General features: G+C 54.4%; 14 protein-coding genes and 1 pseudogene. 8 read left to right on the top strand and 7 right to left on the bottom strand.

The window, feature by feature from the left end; genetic code table 11:
• Window positions 1-42 precede the first annotated feature (42 nt).
• Window positions 43-600, top strand: coding sequence for an NUDIX hydrolase (locus ELY25_RS05675; RefSeq protein WP_126950316.1), 558 nt, complete (start codon window positions 43-45; stop codon window positions 598-600).
• 6 nt (window positions 601-606) lie between these two features.
• Here ELY25_RS05675 and ELY25_RS05670 read toward each other — a convergent pair whose 3' ends face one another.
• Window positions 607-918, bottom strand: a complete 312-nt coding sequence (locus ELY25_RS05670; protein WP_126950315.1) for a YqfO family protein — start codon at window positions 916-918, stop codon at window positions 607-609.
• A 325-nt stretch (window positions 919-1,243) separates the two neighbouring features.
• On the opposite strand from ELY25_RS05670, the gene ELY25_RS05665 reads away from it, so the two are divergent.
• The 4 genes from ELY25_RS05665 (at window position 1,244) to ELY25_RS05650 (ending at window position 8,140) form a co-directional block, all read left to right on the top strand.
• Window positions 1,244-2,719 (top strand): TolC family outer membrane protein, encoded by a 1,476-nt coding sequence (locus ELY25_RS05665; protein WP_126950314.1) that lies wholly within the window; start codon window positions 1,244-1,246, stop codon window positions 2,717-2,719.
• Window positions 2,720-2,788: 69 nt separating this feature from the next.
• The gene (locus ELY25_RS05660) at window positions 2,789-4,066 is read left to right on the top strand and encodes an efflux RND transporter periplasmic adaptor subunit (RefSeq protein WP_126950313.1); all 1,278 of its coding nucleotides are present in this window, start codon (window positions 2,789-2,791) and stop codon (window positions 4,064-4,066) included.
• Window positions 4,066-7,251 (top strand): efflux RND transporter permease subunit, encoded by a 3,186-nt coding sequence (locus ELY25_RS05655; protein ID WP_126950312.1) that lies wholly within the window; start codon window positions 4,066-4,068, stop codon window positions 7,249-7,251. Before ELY25_RS05660 ends, ELY25_RS05655 begins: the two co-directional genes overlap by 1 nt.
• Before the next feature lie 214 nt (window positions 7,252-7,465).
• Complete coding sequence (locus ELY25_RS05650; protein WP_126950311.1) at window positions 7,466-8,140, top strand: hypothetical protein; 675 nt, start codon at window positions 7,466-7,468, stop codon at window positions 8,138-8,140.
• Window positions 8,141-8,301: 161 nt separating this feature from the next.
• On the opposite strand, the gene ELY25_RS05645 is transcribed toward ELY25_RS05650, so the two are convergent.
• Complete coding sequence (locus ELY25_RS05645) at window positions 8,302-8,913, bottom strand: TetR family transcriptional regulator (RefSeq protein ID WP_126950310.1); 612 nt, start codon at window positions 8,911-8,913, stop codon at window positions 8,302-8,304.
• A gap of 223 nt (window positions 8,914-9,136) precedes the next feature.
• Here ELY25_RS05645 and ELY25_RS05640 point away from each other — a divergent pair, with 223 nt between their 5' ends.
• Window positions 9,137-10,168: a succinylglutamate desuccinylase/aspartoacylase family protein gene (locus ELY25_RS05640; RefSeq protein ID WP_126950309.1), complete on the top strand. Its 1,032-nt coding sequence runs from the start codon at window positions 9,137-9,139 to the stop codon at window positions 10,166-10,168.
• A gap of 195 nt (window positions 10,169-10,363) precedes the next feature.
• Complete coding sequence (locus ELY25_RS05635) at window positions 10,364-11,818, top strand: catalase (protein ID WP_126950308.1); 1,455 nt, start codon at window positions 10,364-10,366, stop codon at window positions 11,816-11,818.
• Window positions 11,819-11,864: 46 nt separating this feature from the next.
• Here the strand turns inward: ELY25_RS05635 and dusA are convergent, their stop codons facing one another.
• From dusA to ELY25_RS05615, 5 genes and pseudogenes are all read right to left on the bottom strand, one after another.
• Window positions 11,865-12,929 (bottom strand): tRNA dihydrouridine(20/20a) synthase DusA, encoded by a 1,065-nt coding sequence (gene dusA / locus ELY25_RS05630; RefSeq protein WP_126950307.1) that lies wholly within the window; start codon window positions 12,927-12,929, stop codon window positions 11,865-11,867.
• 367 nt (window positions 12,930-13,296) lie between these two features.
• On the bottom strand, window positions 13,297-13,608 hold the full coding sequence (locus tag ELY25_RS05625) for a hypothetical protein (RefSeq protein ID WP_126950306.1): 312 nt from the start codon (window positions 13,606-13,608) through the stop codon (window positions 13,297-13,299).
• 190 nt (window positions 13,609-13,798) lie between these two features.
• Window positions 13,799-14,407 carry a LysE family translocator gene (locus ELY25_RS05620; protein ID WP_126950305.1) on the bottom strand — a complete coding sequence of 203 codons (609 nt, stop codon included), beginning with the start codon at window positions 14,405-14,407 and terminating at the stop codon, window positions 13,799-13,801.
• Window positions 14,408-14,421: 14 nt separating this feature from the next.
• Window positions 14,422-14,649 (bottom strand): annotated as a pseudogene (locus ELY25_RS18140) (helix-turn-helix transcriptional regulator); the annotation flags it as partial.
• Between the two features lie 12 nt (window positions 14,650-14,661).
• Window positions 14,662-15,255, bottom strand: a complete 594-nt coding sequence (locus tag ELY25_RS05615; protein WP_335808159.1) for an AraC family ligand binding domain-containing protein — start codon at window positions 15,253-15,255, stop codon at window positions 14,662-14,664.
• 229 nt (window positions 15,256-15,484) lie between these two features.
• Between ELY25_RS05615 and ELY25_RS05610 the strand changes: the two genes are divergently transcribed.
• Window positions 15,485-16,531 (top strand): SDR family oxidoreductase, encoded by a 1,047-nt coding sequence (locus ELY25_RS05610; RefSeq protein ID WP_126950819.1) that lies wholly within the window; start codon window positions 15,485-15,487, stop codon window positions 16,529-16,531.
• The last annotated feature ends 173 nt before the right edge of the window (window positions 16,532-16,704 follow it).

Raw genomic sequence — 16,704 nt, 5'->3', positions numbered from 1 at the left:
CAAGCACGCGGTCATCTTGGCCTTAAGTCCTAGGAACACGCCATGAATTTTTGCAGCCAATGCGGTGAAAAAGTACGCTTTGCGATTCCTGAAGGCGACGACCGGCCGCGTTATCTATGTGATGCCTGCGGCACCATTCATTATCAAAACCCTCGTATTGTGGCCGGTACCCTGCCGGTGAGTGGCACAAAAGTACTGCTTTGCAAGCGCGCTATTTCCCCGCGCAAAGGCTACTGGACGCTGCCCGCCGGGTATATGGAAAATGCCGAAACCACCCAGCAGGCCGCTATGCGGGAAACCCGCGAAGAAGCCCATGCCGAGGTAATGCTAGGTGACCTTTATACCCTGATTGACCTGCCGCATATCAATCAGGTGTACATGATTTTTCGTGCAGAGCTTACGGGCGGCTTTAGCGCCGGGGTCGAAAGTCTGGAAGTGGCCCTGTTTGACGAGCATGAAATCCCCTGGGATGCGCTGGCCTTTCCCACTATCGAGCGCACGCTGCGCCACTTCTATAACGACCGGCCACAAGATCATTTCCCGCTTCGCACAAGTACCATCACGCCGGAAGACCGCGAACGCTATTTTGGAAGCGCTTAGGGTGGATTACAGATTGGCCAGTTGCCAGGCATCGTAAGGCACTTCTTCATAGGGGTGGGCAAGCTTTAGCGCCGCAATGGCAGCATGAATGTGGTCGTCATCACATACAAGCTCCACCTTGAGCTCTTCCACATGCTCAAGAGTCCCCACCTTGCCGATATGCGGGTCGGCACCTTCAAGCGGGCGGAACTGACCGGTGCCACGGGTTTGAAAGCAGCAGGCCTCATAATTGCCCATGTGGCCAGCACCGGTTGCAAACACCGCCTCCTTAACACTTTCGGCAGCATCGACAGGGACAAAAAACGTTAACTTATACATGGCTCTCTCCTGTGAAAAAGGCACGCTGACATAATAGTGGATAGTGCTTATTGGCGCTGGCGCATCAGGAAGAGGCCAAGTGCATAGCTCTGCGAGTCAGGCGTGGCCTATTACATTGGGTGAAATAGTATAACTTTGAATCAAAAAAAGCGGTCCCATACCATGCTTTGGTCTAAGTTAAGGGGGCGCAGCTTGACAATTATGTGTACATACAATTAGGCAGACTTCAAGTCTAGCATACATACATGAATGTAACTATAATGCCACTCTTTGTAAGATGGCTGGCGAGCAGCATCACCCTTCGTTGACACCTAGAGGCACTTCCATGCGACTGGCACACTGGGCAGTCAATGCCCCTTTACGACCCTTGCTATTGGCAGTTTTAACCGCATCTGTTGTGCTGCCTGCCCAGGCGGCTGACCTTGTTACCATTACCCGCGATGCATTGGATAACAATGCCTCATTGAATTCTGCACGTGCTCAGTACTCCGGTGTGGAAGCTGCCAGGGATGTAGCGCGAGGCGGGCTGTTGCCGCAGGTCAATGCGTCAGGCAACGTGGTACATCATGAGCAGTTTGAAAGCCAGTCATCAGCCAGGGCGGTGCCCGATACCGGTGTGGGAGCTGGTGCCGATGCCGGGGTAGGCCGCGGAGATGAAGATCGCTTTAACAGCCTGTCACTCACCTTGGAAGCCACCCAGGTGCTCTTTAACGAAGTAACGCGCCAGCAGGTGACTCAAGCCGAGCGCGAGATTGATCAGCAGGTGTATCTGCTGGCCGCCACCGAGCAGCAGCTCTTGATTGATGTGGCGAGCGCTTACTTCGATATCCTGCGTGCCAACGAGGTGCTGGAAGCGCGGCAGTCCCAGGAACGTGCCATTGGACGCCAGTTGGAGCAGGCCAGCGAACAGTTTGAAGTGGGCCTGATTGCAATTACCGAAGTGGAAGAGGCGCGTGCCAGCTTCGACCAGTCGCGAGCGGATCGCATCGCGGCAGAAAGCAATCTTCAGGTTGCCTTTGAAGTGCTTGAGCAGTTGACCGGCCAGCGGTATGCCGATATCGACTCTCTGGGCGATATGCCCGTTGCCTTGCCTTCGCCGACTGACCGCGACTACTGGGTCGAGCAGGCCATCCAGCGTAACCCGCAGGTGCTTGCTCAGCAGGCAGGTATCGAAATTTCCCGTGTGGGTGTCGATATTGCCCGCGCTGGCCGCCTGCCCACCTTCCAGGCGTTTGCCAACTATCAGCATGCCGATAATGACATCGACGCCGTTCGCGGATATGACGCCTCAAGCCAGGTGGGCATATCTGCCAACCTGCCTATCTACACCGGCGGCAGCACCAGTGCCAGCATTCGCCAGGGCACCTATCAGCTGGAAAGTACTCAGTACGAGTTTGAATCACAGCGGCGTACCACCATCCAGCAGGTACGTTCGCTATATACCCAGGTAAGCAACAACGTCGAAACGGTTGAAGCGCGTCAGCAGGCCATCGTATCTACCCAGAGTGCACTGGAAGCCACTCGGGCGGGCTATGAAGTCGGTACTCGTAACATTGTCGATGTATTGAATGCCGAGCAGAACTACTACAACGCTATCGCCAACTATGCAGAAGCCCGTTATGACTATGTGGTGAACCTTCTCTCGCTGCGCCAGCAGTCAGGCCTGCTCGACGTGCCAGCCATTGAAGAAGTCAACGCTTGGTTAACCGGCGAGCAGGTCAGCTTTACCCTGCCAGACGGCGGTGAAGACAGCTATCAGCGTGCCATGGATATTGGGGCGCCGCCCACGCCTGGCATGTAACCGTCGCGAAAGTAAAAGTATTGCAGCGTCGTTAGTCAACGTTTCGAGAAGATCAAGGGAACCCAACGTATGAGAAAGGTGATTCACTCACGCCGAGCGAGTCTAGTCACGCTGATTGCCGCGCTAGCGTTAACGGCCTGTGGCCAGGAACAGCCTCAAGAGCAACAGGGCGGGCAGCAAGAAGCGCCGCCTCATAAGGTGGAAGTAGCGGAAGTCGCTCGTCAGGATATTCCGTTAAATAAATCCTATCCTTCGTTACTGCGTAGCGATAGCGAAGTGACGCTGGTGGCGCGGGTTAGCGGCTACCTAGAAGAGCGTCATTTCGAACCGGGCCAAATGGTAGAAGAAGGCGACTCGCTTTATACCATCGAGCCTGACCTTTATCAGGCAACGGTCAATCAGCGTGAAGCTGACCTGCAGAGCGCGCGCGCCGAGTATTCTCGCGCCCAGCGCGATGCCCAGCGCTTTGAGCAGCTTTTAAGCCAGAACTCCGTCAGCCGCCAGCAGTATGACCAGGCGCAGGCCGAGCAGCGCGTGGCCCAAGCCAACGTTGCCCAGGCAGAAGCTGCATTGACCAGCGCCAATCTGGACCTTGGCTACGCCAACATGACAGCGCCGGTATCCGGCATGATCAGCTTGAGCCAGATCAACGTAGGCAACTTTGTCACTTCCGGAACCGAGCTTGCCACTATTACGCCGCTGGACCCGCTGGAAGTACGCTTCCAGCTGCCCCAGCGCGATGCGTTTGAGCTACGTCGTCAGTTAGGCGAAGCCGGTGATGCCTCAGATATTACCGCGCGCCTGCGCGTGCCGGGTCTGAGTGGCGCAGACGACTCAGAGCTTGAAGGCCGTTTAGGGTTTCTAGGCTCGCGGGTTGATAGTGGTACCAGCACGGTCCAGGCATCGGCCACGTTTGATAATCCTGACGGTGACGTACTGCCCGGCCAGTTTGTACGGGTTCGCCTTGACGGCTTACGCCGTTTTAACGTGATTGCTGTGCCTGAAATTGCGGCAACACAAGGCTTGATGGGCCCACGGGTCTTTGTCTTGGATGAAAACAACCAAGCGCGTGAGCGCACGGTTCAACTAGGCGAAGTTGCTGGCCCTTGGCAAATTATTGCCGATGGTCTCGAAGAGGGTGATCGCGTCATCGTGGGTGACCCGGCAGGTATTGAGCCAGGAATGACGATTGATCCACTGGCGTTTGATGGCAATGCCGATGAAGTGGTTGAGCGAGTTGAAGAAGCGGAAGCTCAAGAGCAGCAAGAGCAAGCCGACGCTGCTTCCCAGACGACTGAAGGTGCTGGTGGTATGCCCGCAGGTGAAGGGGAAGAGGGTGCCCAATAATGAATATCTCTAACTTCTTTATCAGTCGTCCGATTTTCGCCACGGTACTGGCGATTATCCTGACGCTGGTAGGTGCCATGGCCATGCGGATACTGCCCATCGAGCAGTATCCAAGCGTTGTGCCGCCCACCGTTTCCGTTCAGGCCCAGTTCCCGGGTGCTGATGCTGAAACCGTTGCGCAAACGGTAGCGGCGCCGCTTGCCGAAGCGATCAATGGTGTTGAGGACATGCTGTACATGACCTCCAACAGCGCGGATAACGGCATCATGAGCCTGAGCGTGGCATTTAATATAGGCACCGATGGGGATATCAACACCATCAACGTCAATAACCGCGTGCAGGGAGCCCTTTCCCAGCTGCCTGAGCAGGTGCAGTCCCAGGGTGTCACGGTTGAGCTGCGCTCTGATTCTATCCTGATGTTGATTGCTTTGACGTCTCCTAATGGCGACTACAACAACGTTTACATGCAGAACTACGCCACTCTTAACGTTCTCGACGAACTGCGCCAGGTACCGGGCGTAGGTAATGCCGAGGTATTAGGCGGCGGTGAGTTCGCCATGCGTATCTGGATGGACCCTGACAAGCTGGCGCAGTACGACTTGACGCCCAGCGAAGTGGCCAGCGCCATTCGCGCGCAGAACACGGAAATCCCTGCGGGTAACCTGGCGGCAACGCCCCAGGGAGAGCCGCGCGCCTATACGTACACAATTACCGCAGGCGGTCGCCTGTCGGATACCAACGATTTCCGCAACATCTATTTGCGCACCAACCCTGATGGTTCGTCACTGCGCCTTGAAGATGTAGCTCGCATCGAACTGGGTGCCTCGTTTTACGGTATTGATGCACGCCTGAATGGCGCCACCATGACGCCCATCATCATTAACCAGCAGCCTGGCGCCAACGCCTTGTCGACAGCGGATGCAGTTCGCGAGACCATGGCGGACCTTGCCAATCGGTTCCCGCCAGGGCTTGAGTATGTAACGCCTTACGACACCACGCAGTTTATCGACGCATCGGTGGAGACGGTATTCCATACCTTTATTGAAGCCTTCCTCATCGTTATCGTTATTCTGTTCATCTTTCTACAGAACTGGCGTTTCACCGTCATTGCCATGTCGGTGGTGCCGGTCTCGGTCATTGGTACCTTTGCCGGGTTCTACCTGTTTGGCTTCTCTATCAACCTGCTGACCCTGTTTGCATTGGTGCTTTCGATAGGGATCGTGGTGGATGACGCGATACTTGTCGTTGAAAACGTCGAGCGTGTGCTTAGTGAAGAAGATGATATTTCTGTTCACGACGCAACGATTCGTGCCATGAAAGAAGTTGGTGGGCCGGTTATTGCTACCTCTTTGATCATGGCCGCTGTTTTCGTACCGGTTGCCTTCATGGGCGGTTTTACCGGGCAGATTTATCAGCAATTCGCGATAACCGTGGCGATATCCGTAGCGCTATCAGCGGTGATGGCATTGACCTTCACGCCAGCGCTTTCCGCCATCTTTATTAAGCACAACCTGCACCATACCCGCCAGTCAGCATTCAAGCGGGCAATCACTACGCCGCTGCGCCTGTTTGACCGTATGTTTGCGGGTATCACCGCGGTCTACATGTGGTTTGTTGTCAAGCTGGTGCGCTTTTGGGTGATAGCGCTAGCACTGACGGTGGCCGTTGGCGCAGGCTCTTACTGGCTATACGCCAATACGCCTTCAACGCTGGTGCCAGAAACCGACCAGGGCATCGTGTTGGTGAGCGTCTCGCTACCTGATGCCGCCTCGCTTGACCGTACCCAGAACTACATGGCAAAGCTCAGCTCTGCGATTGAAGATATCCCTGGGGTACAACACTCCTCAGCGATAGCGGGTTACGATATTTTGGCAAGTGCGGTAAATACGGCGCGCGGGATTATCTTCGTCAATATGGTGCCGTGGGGGGACCGCGAGCTAACGGCTGGCAGTTTGGTCGGGCAGATTATGCAGTTAGGGGCTAGCATTGACGGCGGTTCTGCCATGGCCTTTAACGTTCCGCCCATTATGGGACTTTCCACCACCGGTGGTTTTACCGGCTACCTGCAGTCGTTTGATGGCGCCTCGCCCCGTGAGCTTTATGAAGCTTCTCTGCAAATCATGGGTGCCGCTAATCAGAACCCAGCGTTAAATCAAGTGTTTACCACGTTTAACGTTAACGTACCTTCCTACCGGGCTGAAATTGATCAGCAAAAAGCCTTGAGCTATGGCGTGGCGCTGGAAAATATCAACTCGGCACTTGCCAATACCTTTGGTAATGGGTTTGTTAATTTCTTTAGCTACCAAAACCGTAACTTTCAGGTGTATCTGCAAAACGAAGATGAATTCCGTAAAACGCCGGATGATGTGAGTAGCGTCTACGTGCGCGGTGGAAACGGCGAGCGTATACCGTTATCTGAATTCGTTACGCTGGAGCGCCAGGTCGGTCCCTCGGTAGTATCGCGGTTTGGGGTATATACCGGTGCGCAATTCCAGGGTGGTGCGGCGCCTGGCTATAGTTCGGCACAGGCCATCGAAGCCATGGACCAGGTCGTAATGGACACGCTAGGCCCCAACTGGGGAATGGGGTGGACCGGTACGGCTTATCAGGAAGCCAACCTGGGTAATACGGCAACGCTTGCCATCGTGTTCGGTATGATGATGGTGTTCCTGATCCTGGCTGCTCAGTACGAAAGCTGGTCGCTACCGCTTGCAGTACTGACTGCCACGCCCTTTGCCTTCCTGGGCGGGATCGGAGGTATTGCTCTGCGCGGATTGGATACCAGTGTGTACGTGCAAATCGGGATGCTGGTGGTCGTGGGTCTGGCGGCGAAGAACGCCATCTTGATCGTGGAATTTGCCGAGCTGCAGCGTAAAGAGCAGGGCAAGACGATTCGCGAGGCGGCCATTACCGCAGCGGAACTGCGCTTCCGGCCGATCGTCATGACATCGCTTGCGTTCATCTTTGGTACCTTGCCGCTGGCCTTGGCGACAGGCGCCAGTGACGTCAGCAGCCACCATATCGGTACCACGGTTGCCGTGGGTATGGCGTCGGTTGCGATTCTGGGCAGTCTGTTTATTCCCAGTTTCTACGCCATGATTGCCACTGTCTCCGACTGGCTCTACCGCAAACGGCATCCCAATCGCGATAGCCAGAAGCCAGCACTAGAGCATGACCAACAGTGATGGTTGATTAAAAACGCTAAGTGGTCAATGAGCGGGTGTTGCCTTTAGGCAGCACCCGCTTTTTTTATGTTGAGATGACACGAATCAAGACACTCAAAGGCAGAGAAGAATAGTTTGGTCTACGCTAAAAGAGATTAATCGTTTTCAGCTTGAACTAATAAAATCATCGCAAGCGAAAACAGCACCGGGTGATATGCCTGGAGGAGGACACGCCATGCAACCTATTGTTTCTGCTACACTGCAGTTCCCAACTATCGTGTTTACTATTCTAATCGCTCTGCTAGCGCTCTATTGGCTATTAGTGCTGCTTCGTATAGCGCCGCTTGAGCTATTTGAGCGTGACAGCCTACGTGATGATCATATGGCCAGCACGCTGGTATCGTTGGGGTTTGCGGGTGTACCCGCAACGCTTGCCTTGACCTTTCTAGTGCTGATTGCCGGAAGCCTTTCACTTGCCACGGAGCTTTTGGCGCTACGCTGGATATCGCTGGGGATGCTGCGGGTTCCGGTAGGCGTTCTGGTCGTGTGGCTGTCGTTTGCGATTGCCTCACCCGTCGCGGCGCTGATATGTCATAGCTTGCATCGCGGGTTGCACCGCTATCAGCCATTTACAAGGCGTTGCCTGCTAGGCGCCACCGTAATTGTATCAAGCCGCGAGGGTGAAGAGTTTGCCCGGGCGGTGATTGATAACGAGCCCAATAGCCATGTAAGGCTGCACTGCAAGGAGGGTGATTGCCCACAGGAAGGAGAGCGTCGGGTATTAGTTAAATACCTGGCTCAAGAGGGCACTTATCGCAGCGTCAGTGAACAGAAGTATCTGGATACACGTGTGCGCATCAACCGTTTACGCCTGCGTCATAAACACCACCATGCGGGCTATTCAGCCTGAACAATAGGTAATTATTGGGCGCTTGAATCTATAGCATTGAATCGCGTGCGTTAAAATTGGGATCGGTATTGGCTGCCAGTTTGCGCACGTGTATTAAAGCAAAGCGCCCATAAAGAATACCTAAAGCGAGCGCTCATTCTAATCGCCGCGAATACTAGCCATTAGCGGTGCATGATACGTATCAGCGTATCGATCAGCTCGCCGCCGCGCTGGCGAATGGAGAATGCATCAGGTGTGCGCAACCAATCGTGAAAAAGACCGCCAAGCACCGACTGCATCATGCGGGTCGCGACTTCAGGGGTTAATTCTTCACGCAGCAGCTGCTGATGTTCAGCTTCCTTGAACACGGCCAGCATTTCGGAGAAACACTCTTCACCGATTTCATCCTGCATGGCGAGTGGATTGATGTCGCTAAAAAATTCGCAGCGATGCAGCAAAATCGACAGGATACGCTGGTGAGAAGGTTGCTCAAGACGTGCCAGACCAGCATGACAGGCAAGCCGAATCGCTTCCATCGGGGAAATCTTTTCATCGGCTTTACTGACGGCTTCCATCAGCGACTGGAATGGCATGCGTACGCGTTCCACCAGCGCCATAAACAGGTCGCCCTTGTTTTTAAAATGCCAGTAGACCGCGCCACGGGTCAATCCCGCATGGCGTGCAACCTGCTCAAGAGACGTACGTGCGACACCCTTTGCAAAAAATACCTCCTCGGCAGCATCTAACAGCGCTTCACGAGTAGCAGCCGCTTCCGCTTTGGTCTTTCTTGCCATGGAAACGCAACCTCAGTAAGAACATGGGATGTCTATATTTTATCCGAAACTGCATGGTTTTTACATTCAAAACTGTATGGATAGATGATTAAACCCATAGCTTGTGTTATCAAACCTGCATACCTCAAGCACATAGATTCAATACGTGCGATAGGCTGATAGTCATGAGCTAAACAAAGCCATACGTATGATGGTTAATCACGCTGAAAAAAGGATACTCAAGATGGCGCGAGCACCTTTTCAACTTGCTGGGCACACTATACAGCCTGGGCAACGTTCTCAAATCGATGTGCCGGTAGCGCGTCTCTATACTCATACGCCACTACATATTACGGTTGAAGTCGTCCACGGGCGCAAAGAGGGGCCCGTTATATTGGTATGTGGCGGAATTCATGGGGATGAAATCAATAGCGTTGAAATTGTCCGCCGCTTGCTACGCTCAAAAGCGATTAACAGTTTGCGCGGTACTTTGATTGCCGTCCCCGTGGTTAACGTGTTCGGTTTTTTGCAGCAAACTCGCTATCTGCCTGACCGGCGTGATCTCAACCGCTGTTTTCCGGGCAGTGAAAATGGCTCTCTGGGCGGGCGAATAGCCGCGCTGTTCCGTGAGGAGATTGTGGATCAGGCCACGCATATCATCGACCTTCACACCGGGGCGATCCACCGCACTAACTTGCCACAAATTCGCGCGCAGCTAAGCCCGGGCAGTGAAACTGAGCGTATGGCGGATGCCTTCGGCGCGCCTGTCATACTCAATGCCGAGCTGCGCGAGGGCAGCCTGCGCCACTATGCGCAAAATCGTGGCATTCCTGTGCTGACTTATGAGGCAGGCGAGGCGCTTCGGTTTGATGAATGGGCCATTGCGCCTGGCGTGCGTGGGGTATTACGCGTAATGCGCCGCTTGAATATGCTCACCGGCGAGCAGCGCCGCCGTTCACCCGCGCCCGCTGAGCTCGCCAATGGATCTAGCTGGGCGCGAGCCCCCATCGACGGCATTTTAAGGCCTCGGACCAGGCTGGGTGCTCGTGTAGCCAAAGGGGAAGTGCTGGGTAAAGTCGCTGACCCGTTTGGTAATCAGGAGGAGGAAGTCATCTCCATGGCCGATGGTATTGTGATTGGCATGAGTCGGCTACCGCTTGCCAATGAAGGCGAGGCGCTTTATCACATCGCCCGCTTTGATGAGATTGAAGAGGCGGAAACCGCCATGGAAAGTTTTCATTCAAGCCTGACACCACCTCCCGACGCGCTGTATTAATCACGTTATGCGAAAAGCCTATCGGCACAATAAATAAGCAATTCAGTTAGATAAATGGCGTAATGTCACGCCCTTTACTATACCTGTGAGGGAGTCTTATTAGCTTAAATTAAAAATAACAACGACTGCTCAATACGTAGATTTTATAAACACGGCGTTCAGGCGCCGTGCCGGCCGTGACATGGAGGAAAGGGAATGACGAGCGGTAATTCAAAACATACGACCACGGGTGCAGGTATTCCGGTTTCAAGTGATGAGCACTCGCTTTCGGTAGGGCCAGATGGCCCCATTGTGCTACACGATCATTTCTTAATGGAGCAAATGGCGGCCTTCAACCGGGAGATGATCCCCGACCGTCAGCCTCATGCCAAAGGTAGCGGCGCCTTCGGCCACTTTGAAGTCACTCATGATGTTAGCAAGTACACCAAGGCCAAATTTTTAAAAAAGGGCACCAAAACCGATGTGTTGATCCGCTTTTCAACCGTGGCGGGTGAAAGTGGCAGCCCGGATACCTGGCGTGACCCTCGGGGTTTTGCGGTGAAGTTTTATACCGAAGAGGGCAACTTCGACATGGTGGGTAACAATACCCCCGTGTTCTTCGTTCGCGACCCCATGAAGTTCCAGCACTTTATCCACTCGCAAAAGCGCCGCGCCGATAACGGCCTGCGTGATCACGATATGCAGTGGGATTTCTGGACGTTAGTACCTGAGTCCGCTCACCAGGTGGCCTGGCTGATGGGCGACCGCGGCGTACCCGCTACGTGGCGGCATATGAACGGCTACTCCAGCCACACCTATATGTGGGTAAATGACGAAGGTGAACGGTTCTGGGTGAAGTACCACTTCAAGACCGACCAAGGCATCAAGTGCATGACCCAGGAGCAGGCCGAGCAGATGGCTGGTAACGATGCGGACTATCACCGCCGTGACCTGTTTGAAGCCATCAAGCGCGGTGAGTATCCCACCTGGACGCTGCATATGCAGATCATGCCTTTCGAAGACGCCAAGATGTATCGCTACAATCCTTTTGACCTCACTAAGGTGTGGCCCCACGATGACTACCCGTTGATGGAAGTGGGTAAGCTGACCCTTAATGAAAACCCCACCGACTTCCATAGCCAAATCAATCAGGCGGCTTTTGAGCCCAACAATATGGTGCCCGGGACGGGGCTTTCACCCGACAAGATGCTGCTGGCGCGTTCGATCTCCTACGCCGATGCCCATCGGGCTCGCCTGGGAGTGAACTACAAGCATATCCCGGTCAATACGCCTAAATGCCCGGTTAATAGCTATACCCAGGGCGGGGCGATGCGAATTCATCACTCAACTGACCCAGTGTATGCTCCGAACAGCAAAGGCGGCCCCAAAGCCGATGGAGAGCGTTTCCCGGAAGATGCCGTATGGGCGACCAGCGGTGAGTTTGTGCGTACCGCTTATACCTTGCGTAAGGACGATGACGACTGGAGCCAGCCTCACACGTTGGTGCGTGAGGTAATGGATGACGCCGCGCGTGATCGTTTGGTATCTAACGTGGTGGGCCACCTGTCGAATGGCGTTACTGAGCCCGTGCTGGAGCGCGCCTTTGAGTACTGGCGCAATATCGATCAGGAAGTCGGTGAGCGTATTGAGAAAGGCGTGCGCGGCAACTAAGCCCTGATTAAAACAGGTTAATCACCGCACACCGCAGCCCGCTACGTTAAAACGTGGCGGGCTGTTCTTGTTGTTGCGCATGCTCTTGCACACGGGGCTCGGGCGAGGGTTCGCTAACCAGCCCGATGGCATCATCAAACAGGCGCAGCCCGGCGCCTTCCTTATGGGCATGTTCTGACAGAAGACGCCGAAAACGCCGGCCACCCGGGCAGCCCTGAAAAAGCCCCAACAGGTGGCGTGTAATATGGTTAAGCTTCGCGCCTTCATCCAATCGCTGCTGAATATACGGGCGAAACGCCCGGGCCGCCTCAACACGGCTAGCCGCCGGGCCGGGAACGCCATAAAGTAGCGCATCGACCTCAGCCAGTAGCCAGGGGTTTTGGTACGCTTCTCGGCCAATCATCACGCTATCCACATGCTCAAGCTGAGCTTGGCACTCTTCGAGCGTTTTAATCCCGCCATTGATGCCGATATGCAGCTCAGGGCGATCCTGCTTTAAGCGGTGCACGCGCGGGTAGTTGAGTGGCGGCACGTCGCGGTTCTCTTTGGGCGATAAACCTTTCAGCCACGCCTTGCGCGCATGCACGGTAAAGGTGCCACAACCGGCGTCCGCCACTATATCGATAAAGCGCGCCAGGTCGGCGTCTTCATCCTGATCATCAATCCCGATACGACACTTCACCGTCACCGGAATCGATACCGTGGCCTGCATGGCGCGCACGGCTGCGGCGACTTTTTCCGGGTAACCCATCAGGCAGGCGCCAATCATGTTGTTCTGCACCCGGTCGCTTGGGCAGCCCACGTTCAGGTTGACCTCATCGTAACCCCACGCCTCAGCAATCGCTGCGCACTCGGCAAGCTCTCCAGCATCGCTACCGCCAAGCTGCAGGGCAATCGGATGCTCCACGTCGCTGTAACCTAAAAACCGCTCACGCGGCGAGCCGTGTAAGATGGCGCCCGTGGTAACCATCTCGGTATACAGCAGCGCCCGTTTGGTTAACGTGCGCGCAAACGCCCGGTAGTCCCGGGTTGTCCAATCCATCATGGGTGCCACAGAAAAACGGCGTGCCGCATCTGCTGGGGTTAACGTATTTATATCAATCACTTGCATCTTAATGACGCTGTGTAAATATACATATTTAATGTCTTTTAATACTGCATATAACCATACTGGGTGTACCCGATTCGTACCTTAAGCACAGAACCACGCATTTATCTAAAAAGGTGGTACACCATGGCGATGTATCAAAAGCGGGGGAGTTCGTTGGCGGGCAATTGTACGCAAGAAAGGGTAACTAGTACAAAGCAAGACGTTTTCTACCAAGGTACGTACTCAGGCATAGGCGGCCCGGGCTCGGCTCCTAATGTCGGCACCATCTTTAAATGCATAAAAGAGAATTAAAAAGACCGCCTATAAAGGCGGCCTTTAATTGGCCCTATGCTGTGTAAAGAAAAGCGTGAGGGGTTGCGGGCGTAAGCTACTCGCTCCCTTGAGGGTCGGCTTCATCAGACTTCTTATCAATATTGTCTTTATGAGCGCGCTTTTCCTTGACCACCTGAGTGCCTGAATATGGCGCGGTCTTGCCAGAGGTATTGTGGCCAGGCTCTGAACGGGATTCTTCGCTTTTCTGGTTATCAACGTTTGCGTCTGGCCGATAAGGGCGCGGCTCTTCATGCTGTGAGGCTTTTTGCGGGGTATCAGCGTCGCGAGGGGTGTCTTTATCAATCACCTGCTTGGCTTTTTGAGCTTCCTCACTCTTGTTTCGTTGTCCATCCGATCCATGGTTCATATCGTAACTCCTGTGCTTTCCTGGTGTTCGCTTTGAAAAGCCAAATGACTTTTCCACCTCATAGCCTAGAACAACCCTTGGAAAACTGCAGGTACAAAAAGCACTGTTAGGGGCTTTCATGCAATGTCATTCATGGCGATACATTTACATGTTGGGTGGTAAAGAGGCGTAAAGTGGATGAATACCTCTTTTATTCGCCCACCAAAACTACCCAAACATGCTCATAACCAATAGAAAGCGCAACACCTACCAGTAACAAGGCCATCAGCTGATTAAAGCGTTTGAAAAAGGCGGGGTTGTTAATTCGGCTACCCACCAGGCTGCCTACCAAGATGTAGCTTCCCGGGGCGCCTGCGGCAAGAAGGGCCAATCCCAGCGACCAAACCACCAAGTTAGCCCCTTGAATGCCAGCAGCGGGAAACTGCAGGGTGGCAATGGGCAGGGTTGCCACAATGCCTTTAGGGTTAAGCAGTTGCAGAACCAGCCCATCGCGATAGCGTAGCGTCAGCGGTGGTTGGGAAATCGAATCGAGCTCCACGCGTGCTTTGGCGATGTGTACCGCCAGATAAATAATATAAGCACAGCCGACAACGCTTACTGCTATCAGCAGCCCGCCATTGATCCAGGCAGCACCGGCCCAACCGAAGAGTAAAAATAACAGTAGCATCGCCGTGCCTACGCCCAGGCAAAAACCCAGCGACGTTCTCGTCTGTCCGTTCATACCGGCATTCAAGCCTAGAAAATTCACCGGCCCAGGGGAATACATTACGCCTAAGGCGTAAGCAAGAATGGCTAGCATAAAAATCTCTCTGTTCAGCGGATAAGATGGCGCTGATATTGGTAGGGCGTTACGCCATATATGCGTTTGAAGCGCCGGTTAAAATGGCTGAGGTCGGTAAACCCATATCGGAATGTCACCTCGCTAAGCGATGCGCCATTTTCAAGGGCACTGCACGCTGCGTTAACCCGGCAATTGATCACGTATTGGTAGGGCGTGATGCCTAGCTGTTGGCGAAATAGCCGCAAGAAATGAAACTTCGAAAGATGCGCCGCCTAGCTGATGGCTTCAAGCGATAAGTCGCTATCCAGGTGCGCGTGAATATACTCTTTCGCCAAGCCAAGGAGCGTATCGGGCCGGGTGCTGGTACGCCCAGGCTGAAAAGCACCGCCCAGTTGGGTGATCCGCTCAACGACTTGGTAGAGCGCATTTTCCTGGTCGATCTGGCTGCCCGTTGCCATGGTAATAAGCCGGGCAACCTCTGTTATCCGCTCGCGTAGCGCCTTGTCTTGCACCTGCGTAGTATCGAATCGAAAGTTAGCGGCTGTTTCCTGGCCCAGGGCGTCGTCAAACAGCGCCTTCACCTGATCGGGATGAACATACAGCATGACGTAATCGAGCGTGTGATTGCCGCCTGGCTGGCCATCATGAACGTCATCGGGATTAAAGATAATCACGTTGCCCGGCGGGCTTCGGTGATATTGCCCGCCGCTGAAAAAATCCTGGCGGCCCGAAAGCGTCACTCCGAAGGCGTACTCTTCATGCGCGTGAGGGTCATAACGAAAATCGAACATCGCTGCCTGTAACACTTTCAGTGTGGGTATATGCTGGCTTTTAGTGAACTGAAAGCGGCTTGCCGATTGCCCCATTGCTAAGCCCCCTTATCTAAATTGCATAGCGCTAGTTTAGCGCCTACGCCTTGGCGCAGCTTGTACAAAATTGCGCTTTACGAGCATCGGCTACTCATTTTGCACGGGTTTGTAATCTTGCTAATTAATACTAAAGTCAATAGAGCCTATGTTCTGACCTGCGTACTGGAGACTGCGCTAGGCCAGTAAACGTTTAAATCCAAGCACTGCTCAATACACGGAGGTTATGGTGAAACCGATCAACTCGTTCGACCCTTCACGCCGCCAAGTCGTCGGTGGGTTAGCGACCGGCATGGTCGCGGCCATTGCCGCACCCGCTTTCGCTCAATCATCCGCTTCTTCTCAAGCCGCCAGCACTGGCGCGGCTGGCGCAAGCTCTACAGGAGGTTCCATGCCACAGAAACAAGATCCCACTAGCCAATATCCCGCACCGCCGTTCTCTGAACAGCCGCAGGATTGGCCAGGCCTTGCCAGTGAAATGGACCCGCGACCTGACCACGGTGAAGAGAGCTACCGCGGTAGTGGCCGTTTGGAAGGCCGAAAGGCCCTGATTACCGGTGGTGATTCAGGTATCGGCCGGGCAGCCGCCATTGCCTATGCCCGCGAAGGTGCGGATGTGGCGATCAATTACCTGCCCGAAGAAGAGTCCGATGCGCGGGAAGTGATCGAGCTGATCGAGGCCGAAGGGCGTACCGCCGTGGCGATCCCCGGCGATATTCGTGACGAAGCTTTCTGCAGCGAGTTGGTGGAAACGGCCGTACAGCAGCTAGGCGGGCTGGATATCCTGGTCAACAACGCCGCACGCCAGCAGTGGAAGCCGTCGATTACCGACCTTAGCCACGACGACTTTGACGCCACCATGAAGACCAACCTGTACGCCATGTACTGGATTACCCAGGCGGCCATGCCTCATCTGGAAGCCGGTGCGGCCATCATCAATACGTCCTCGGTCGTGGCCTATGATCCGCCCAAGATCCTGCTGGATTACTCCATGACCAAGGCGGCGATCATCGCGTTTACCAAAGCCCTTGCCAAACAGTTGGGTGAGAAGGGTATTCGCGTGAACGCAGTCGCTCCCGGTCCATTCTGGACGCCTCTACAACCCAGTGGTGGTCAACCCCAGGAAGCCGTGCAGAGCTTCGGTGAAGATACCCCCCTTGGCCGCCCTGGCCAGCCGGTAGAGCTTTCGGGCGTTTACGTGCTGCTTGCCTCGCAGGAATCCAGCTTTACCACGGGCAATGTGTATGGCGCGGCCGGTGGTAGTGGTCATCCTTAAAACTAGCTAGTATCCCGGCCCCGCGGGGATGTATAACGCTGGGCCGGGCCTTCTTTACTCATTCTCCTGTCGATTTTCGCCTAGCTATCCTCGTGTCATATTGTCTGGTAATTTCAGACGTATTTCGTCTGAAGATGATCGGCATACTTATCATGACGGTTATCAACAAGCGC

The sequence above is a fragment of the Vreelandella populi genome, from assembly GCF_003989825.1.
Taxonomy (GTDB): domain Bacteria; phylum Pseudomonadota; class Gammaproteobacteria; order Pseudomonadales; family Halomonadaceae; genus Vreelandella; species Vreelandella populi.
This window is presented reverse-complemented; position numbering and strand designations above follow the sequence as displayed.

Bases quoted from the DNA above. Each gene is read 5' to 3' on its own strand.
- ELY25_RS05660 (WP_126950313.1), top strand. From the start codon at position 2,789: ATGAGAAAGGTGATTCACTCACGCCGAGCGAGTCTAGTCACGCTGATT.
- ELY25_RS05640 (WP_126950309.1), top strand. From the start codon at position 9,137: ATGGCGCGAGCACCTTTTCAACTTGCTGGGCACACTATACAGCCTGGG.
- ELY25_RS05625 (WP_126950306.1), bottom strand. From the start codon at position 13,608: ATGAACCATGGATCGGATGGACAACGAAACAAGAGTGAGGAAGCTCAA.
- ELY25_RS05645 (WP_126950310.1), bottom strand. From the start codon at position 8,913: ATGGCAAGAAAGACCAAAGCGGAAGCGGCTGCTACTCGTGAAGCGCTG.
- dusA (WP_126950307.1), bottom strand. From the start codon at position 12,929: ATGCAAGTGATTGATATAAATACGTTAACCCCAGCAGATGCGGCACGC.
- ELY25_RS05620 (WP_126950305.1), bottom strand. From the start codon at position 14,407: ATGCTAGCCATTCTTGCTTACGCCTTAGGCGTAATGTATTCCCCTGGG.
- ELY25_RS05650 (WP_126950311.1), top strand. From the start codon at position 7,466: ATGCAACCTATTGTTTCTGCTACACTGCAGTTCCCAACTATCGTGTTT.
- ELY25_RS05665 (WP_126950314.1), top strand. From the start codon at position 1,244: ATGCGACTGGCACACTGGGCAGTCAATGCCCCTTTACGACCCTTGCTA.
- ELY25_RS05670 (WP_126950315.1), bottom strand. From the start codon at position 918: ATGTATAAGTTAACGTTTTTTGTCCCTGTCGATGCTGCCGAAAGTGTT.
- ELY25_RS05615 (WP_335808159.1), bottom strand. From the start codon at position 15,255: ATGGGGCAATCGGCAAGCCGCTTTCAGTTCACTAAAAGCCAGCATATA.
- ELY25_RS05635 (WP_126950308.1), top strand. From the start codon at position 10,364: ATGACGAGCGGTAATTCAAAACATACGACCACGGGTGCAGGTATTCCG.
- ELY25_RS05675 (WP_126950316.1), top strand. From the start codon at position 43: ATGAATTTTTGCAGCCAATGCGGTGAAAAAGTACGCTTTGCGATTCCT.
- ELY25_RS05655 (WP_126950312.1), top strand. From the start codon at position 4,066: ATGAATATCTCTAACTTCTTTATCAGTCGTCCGATTTTCGCCACGGTA.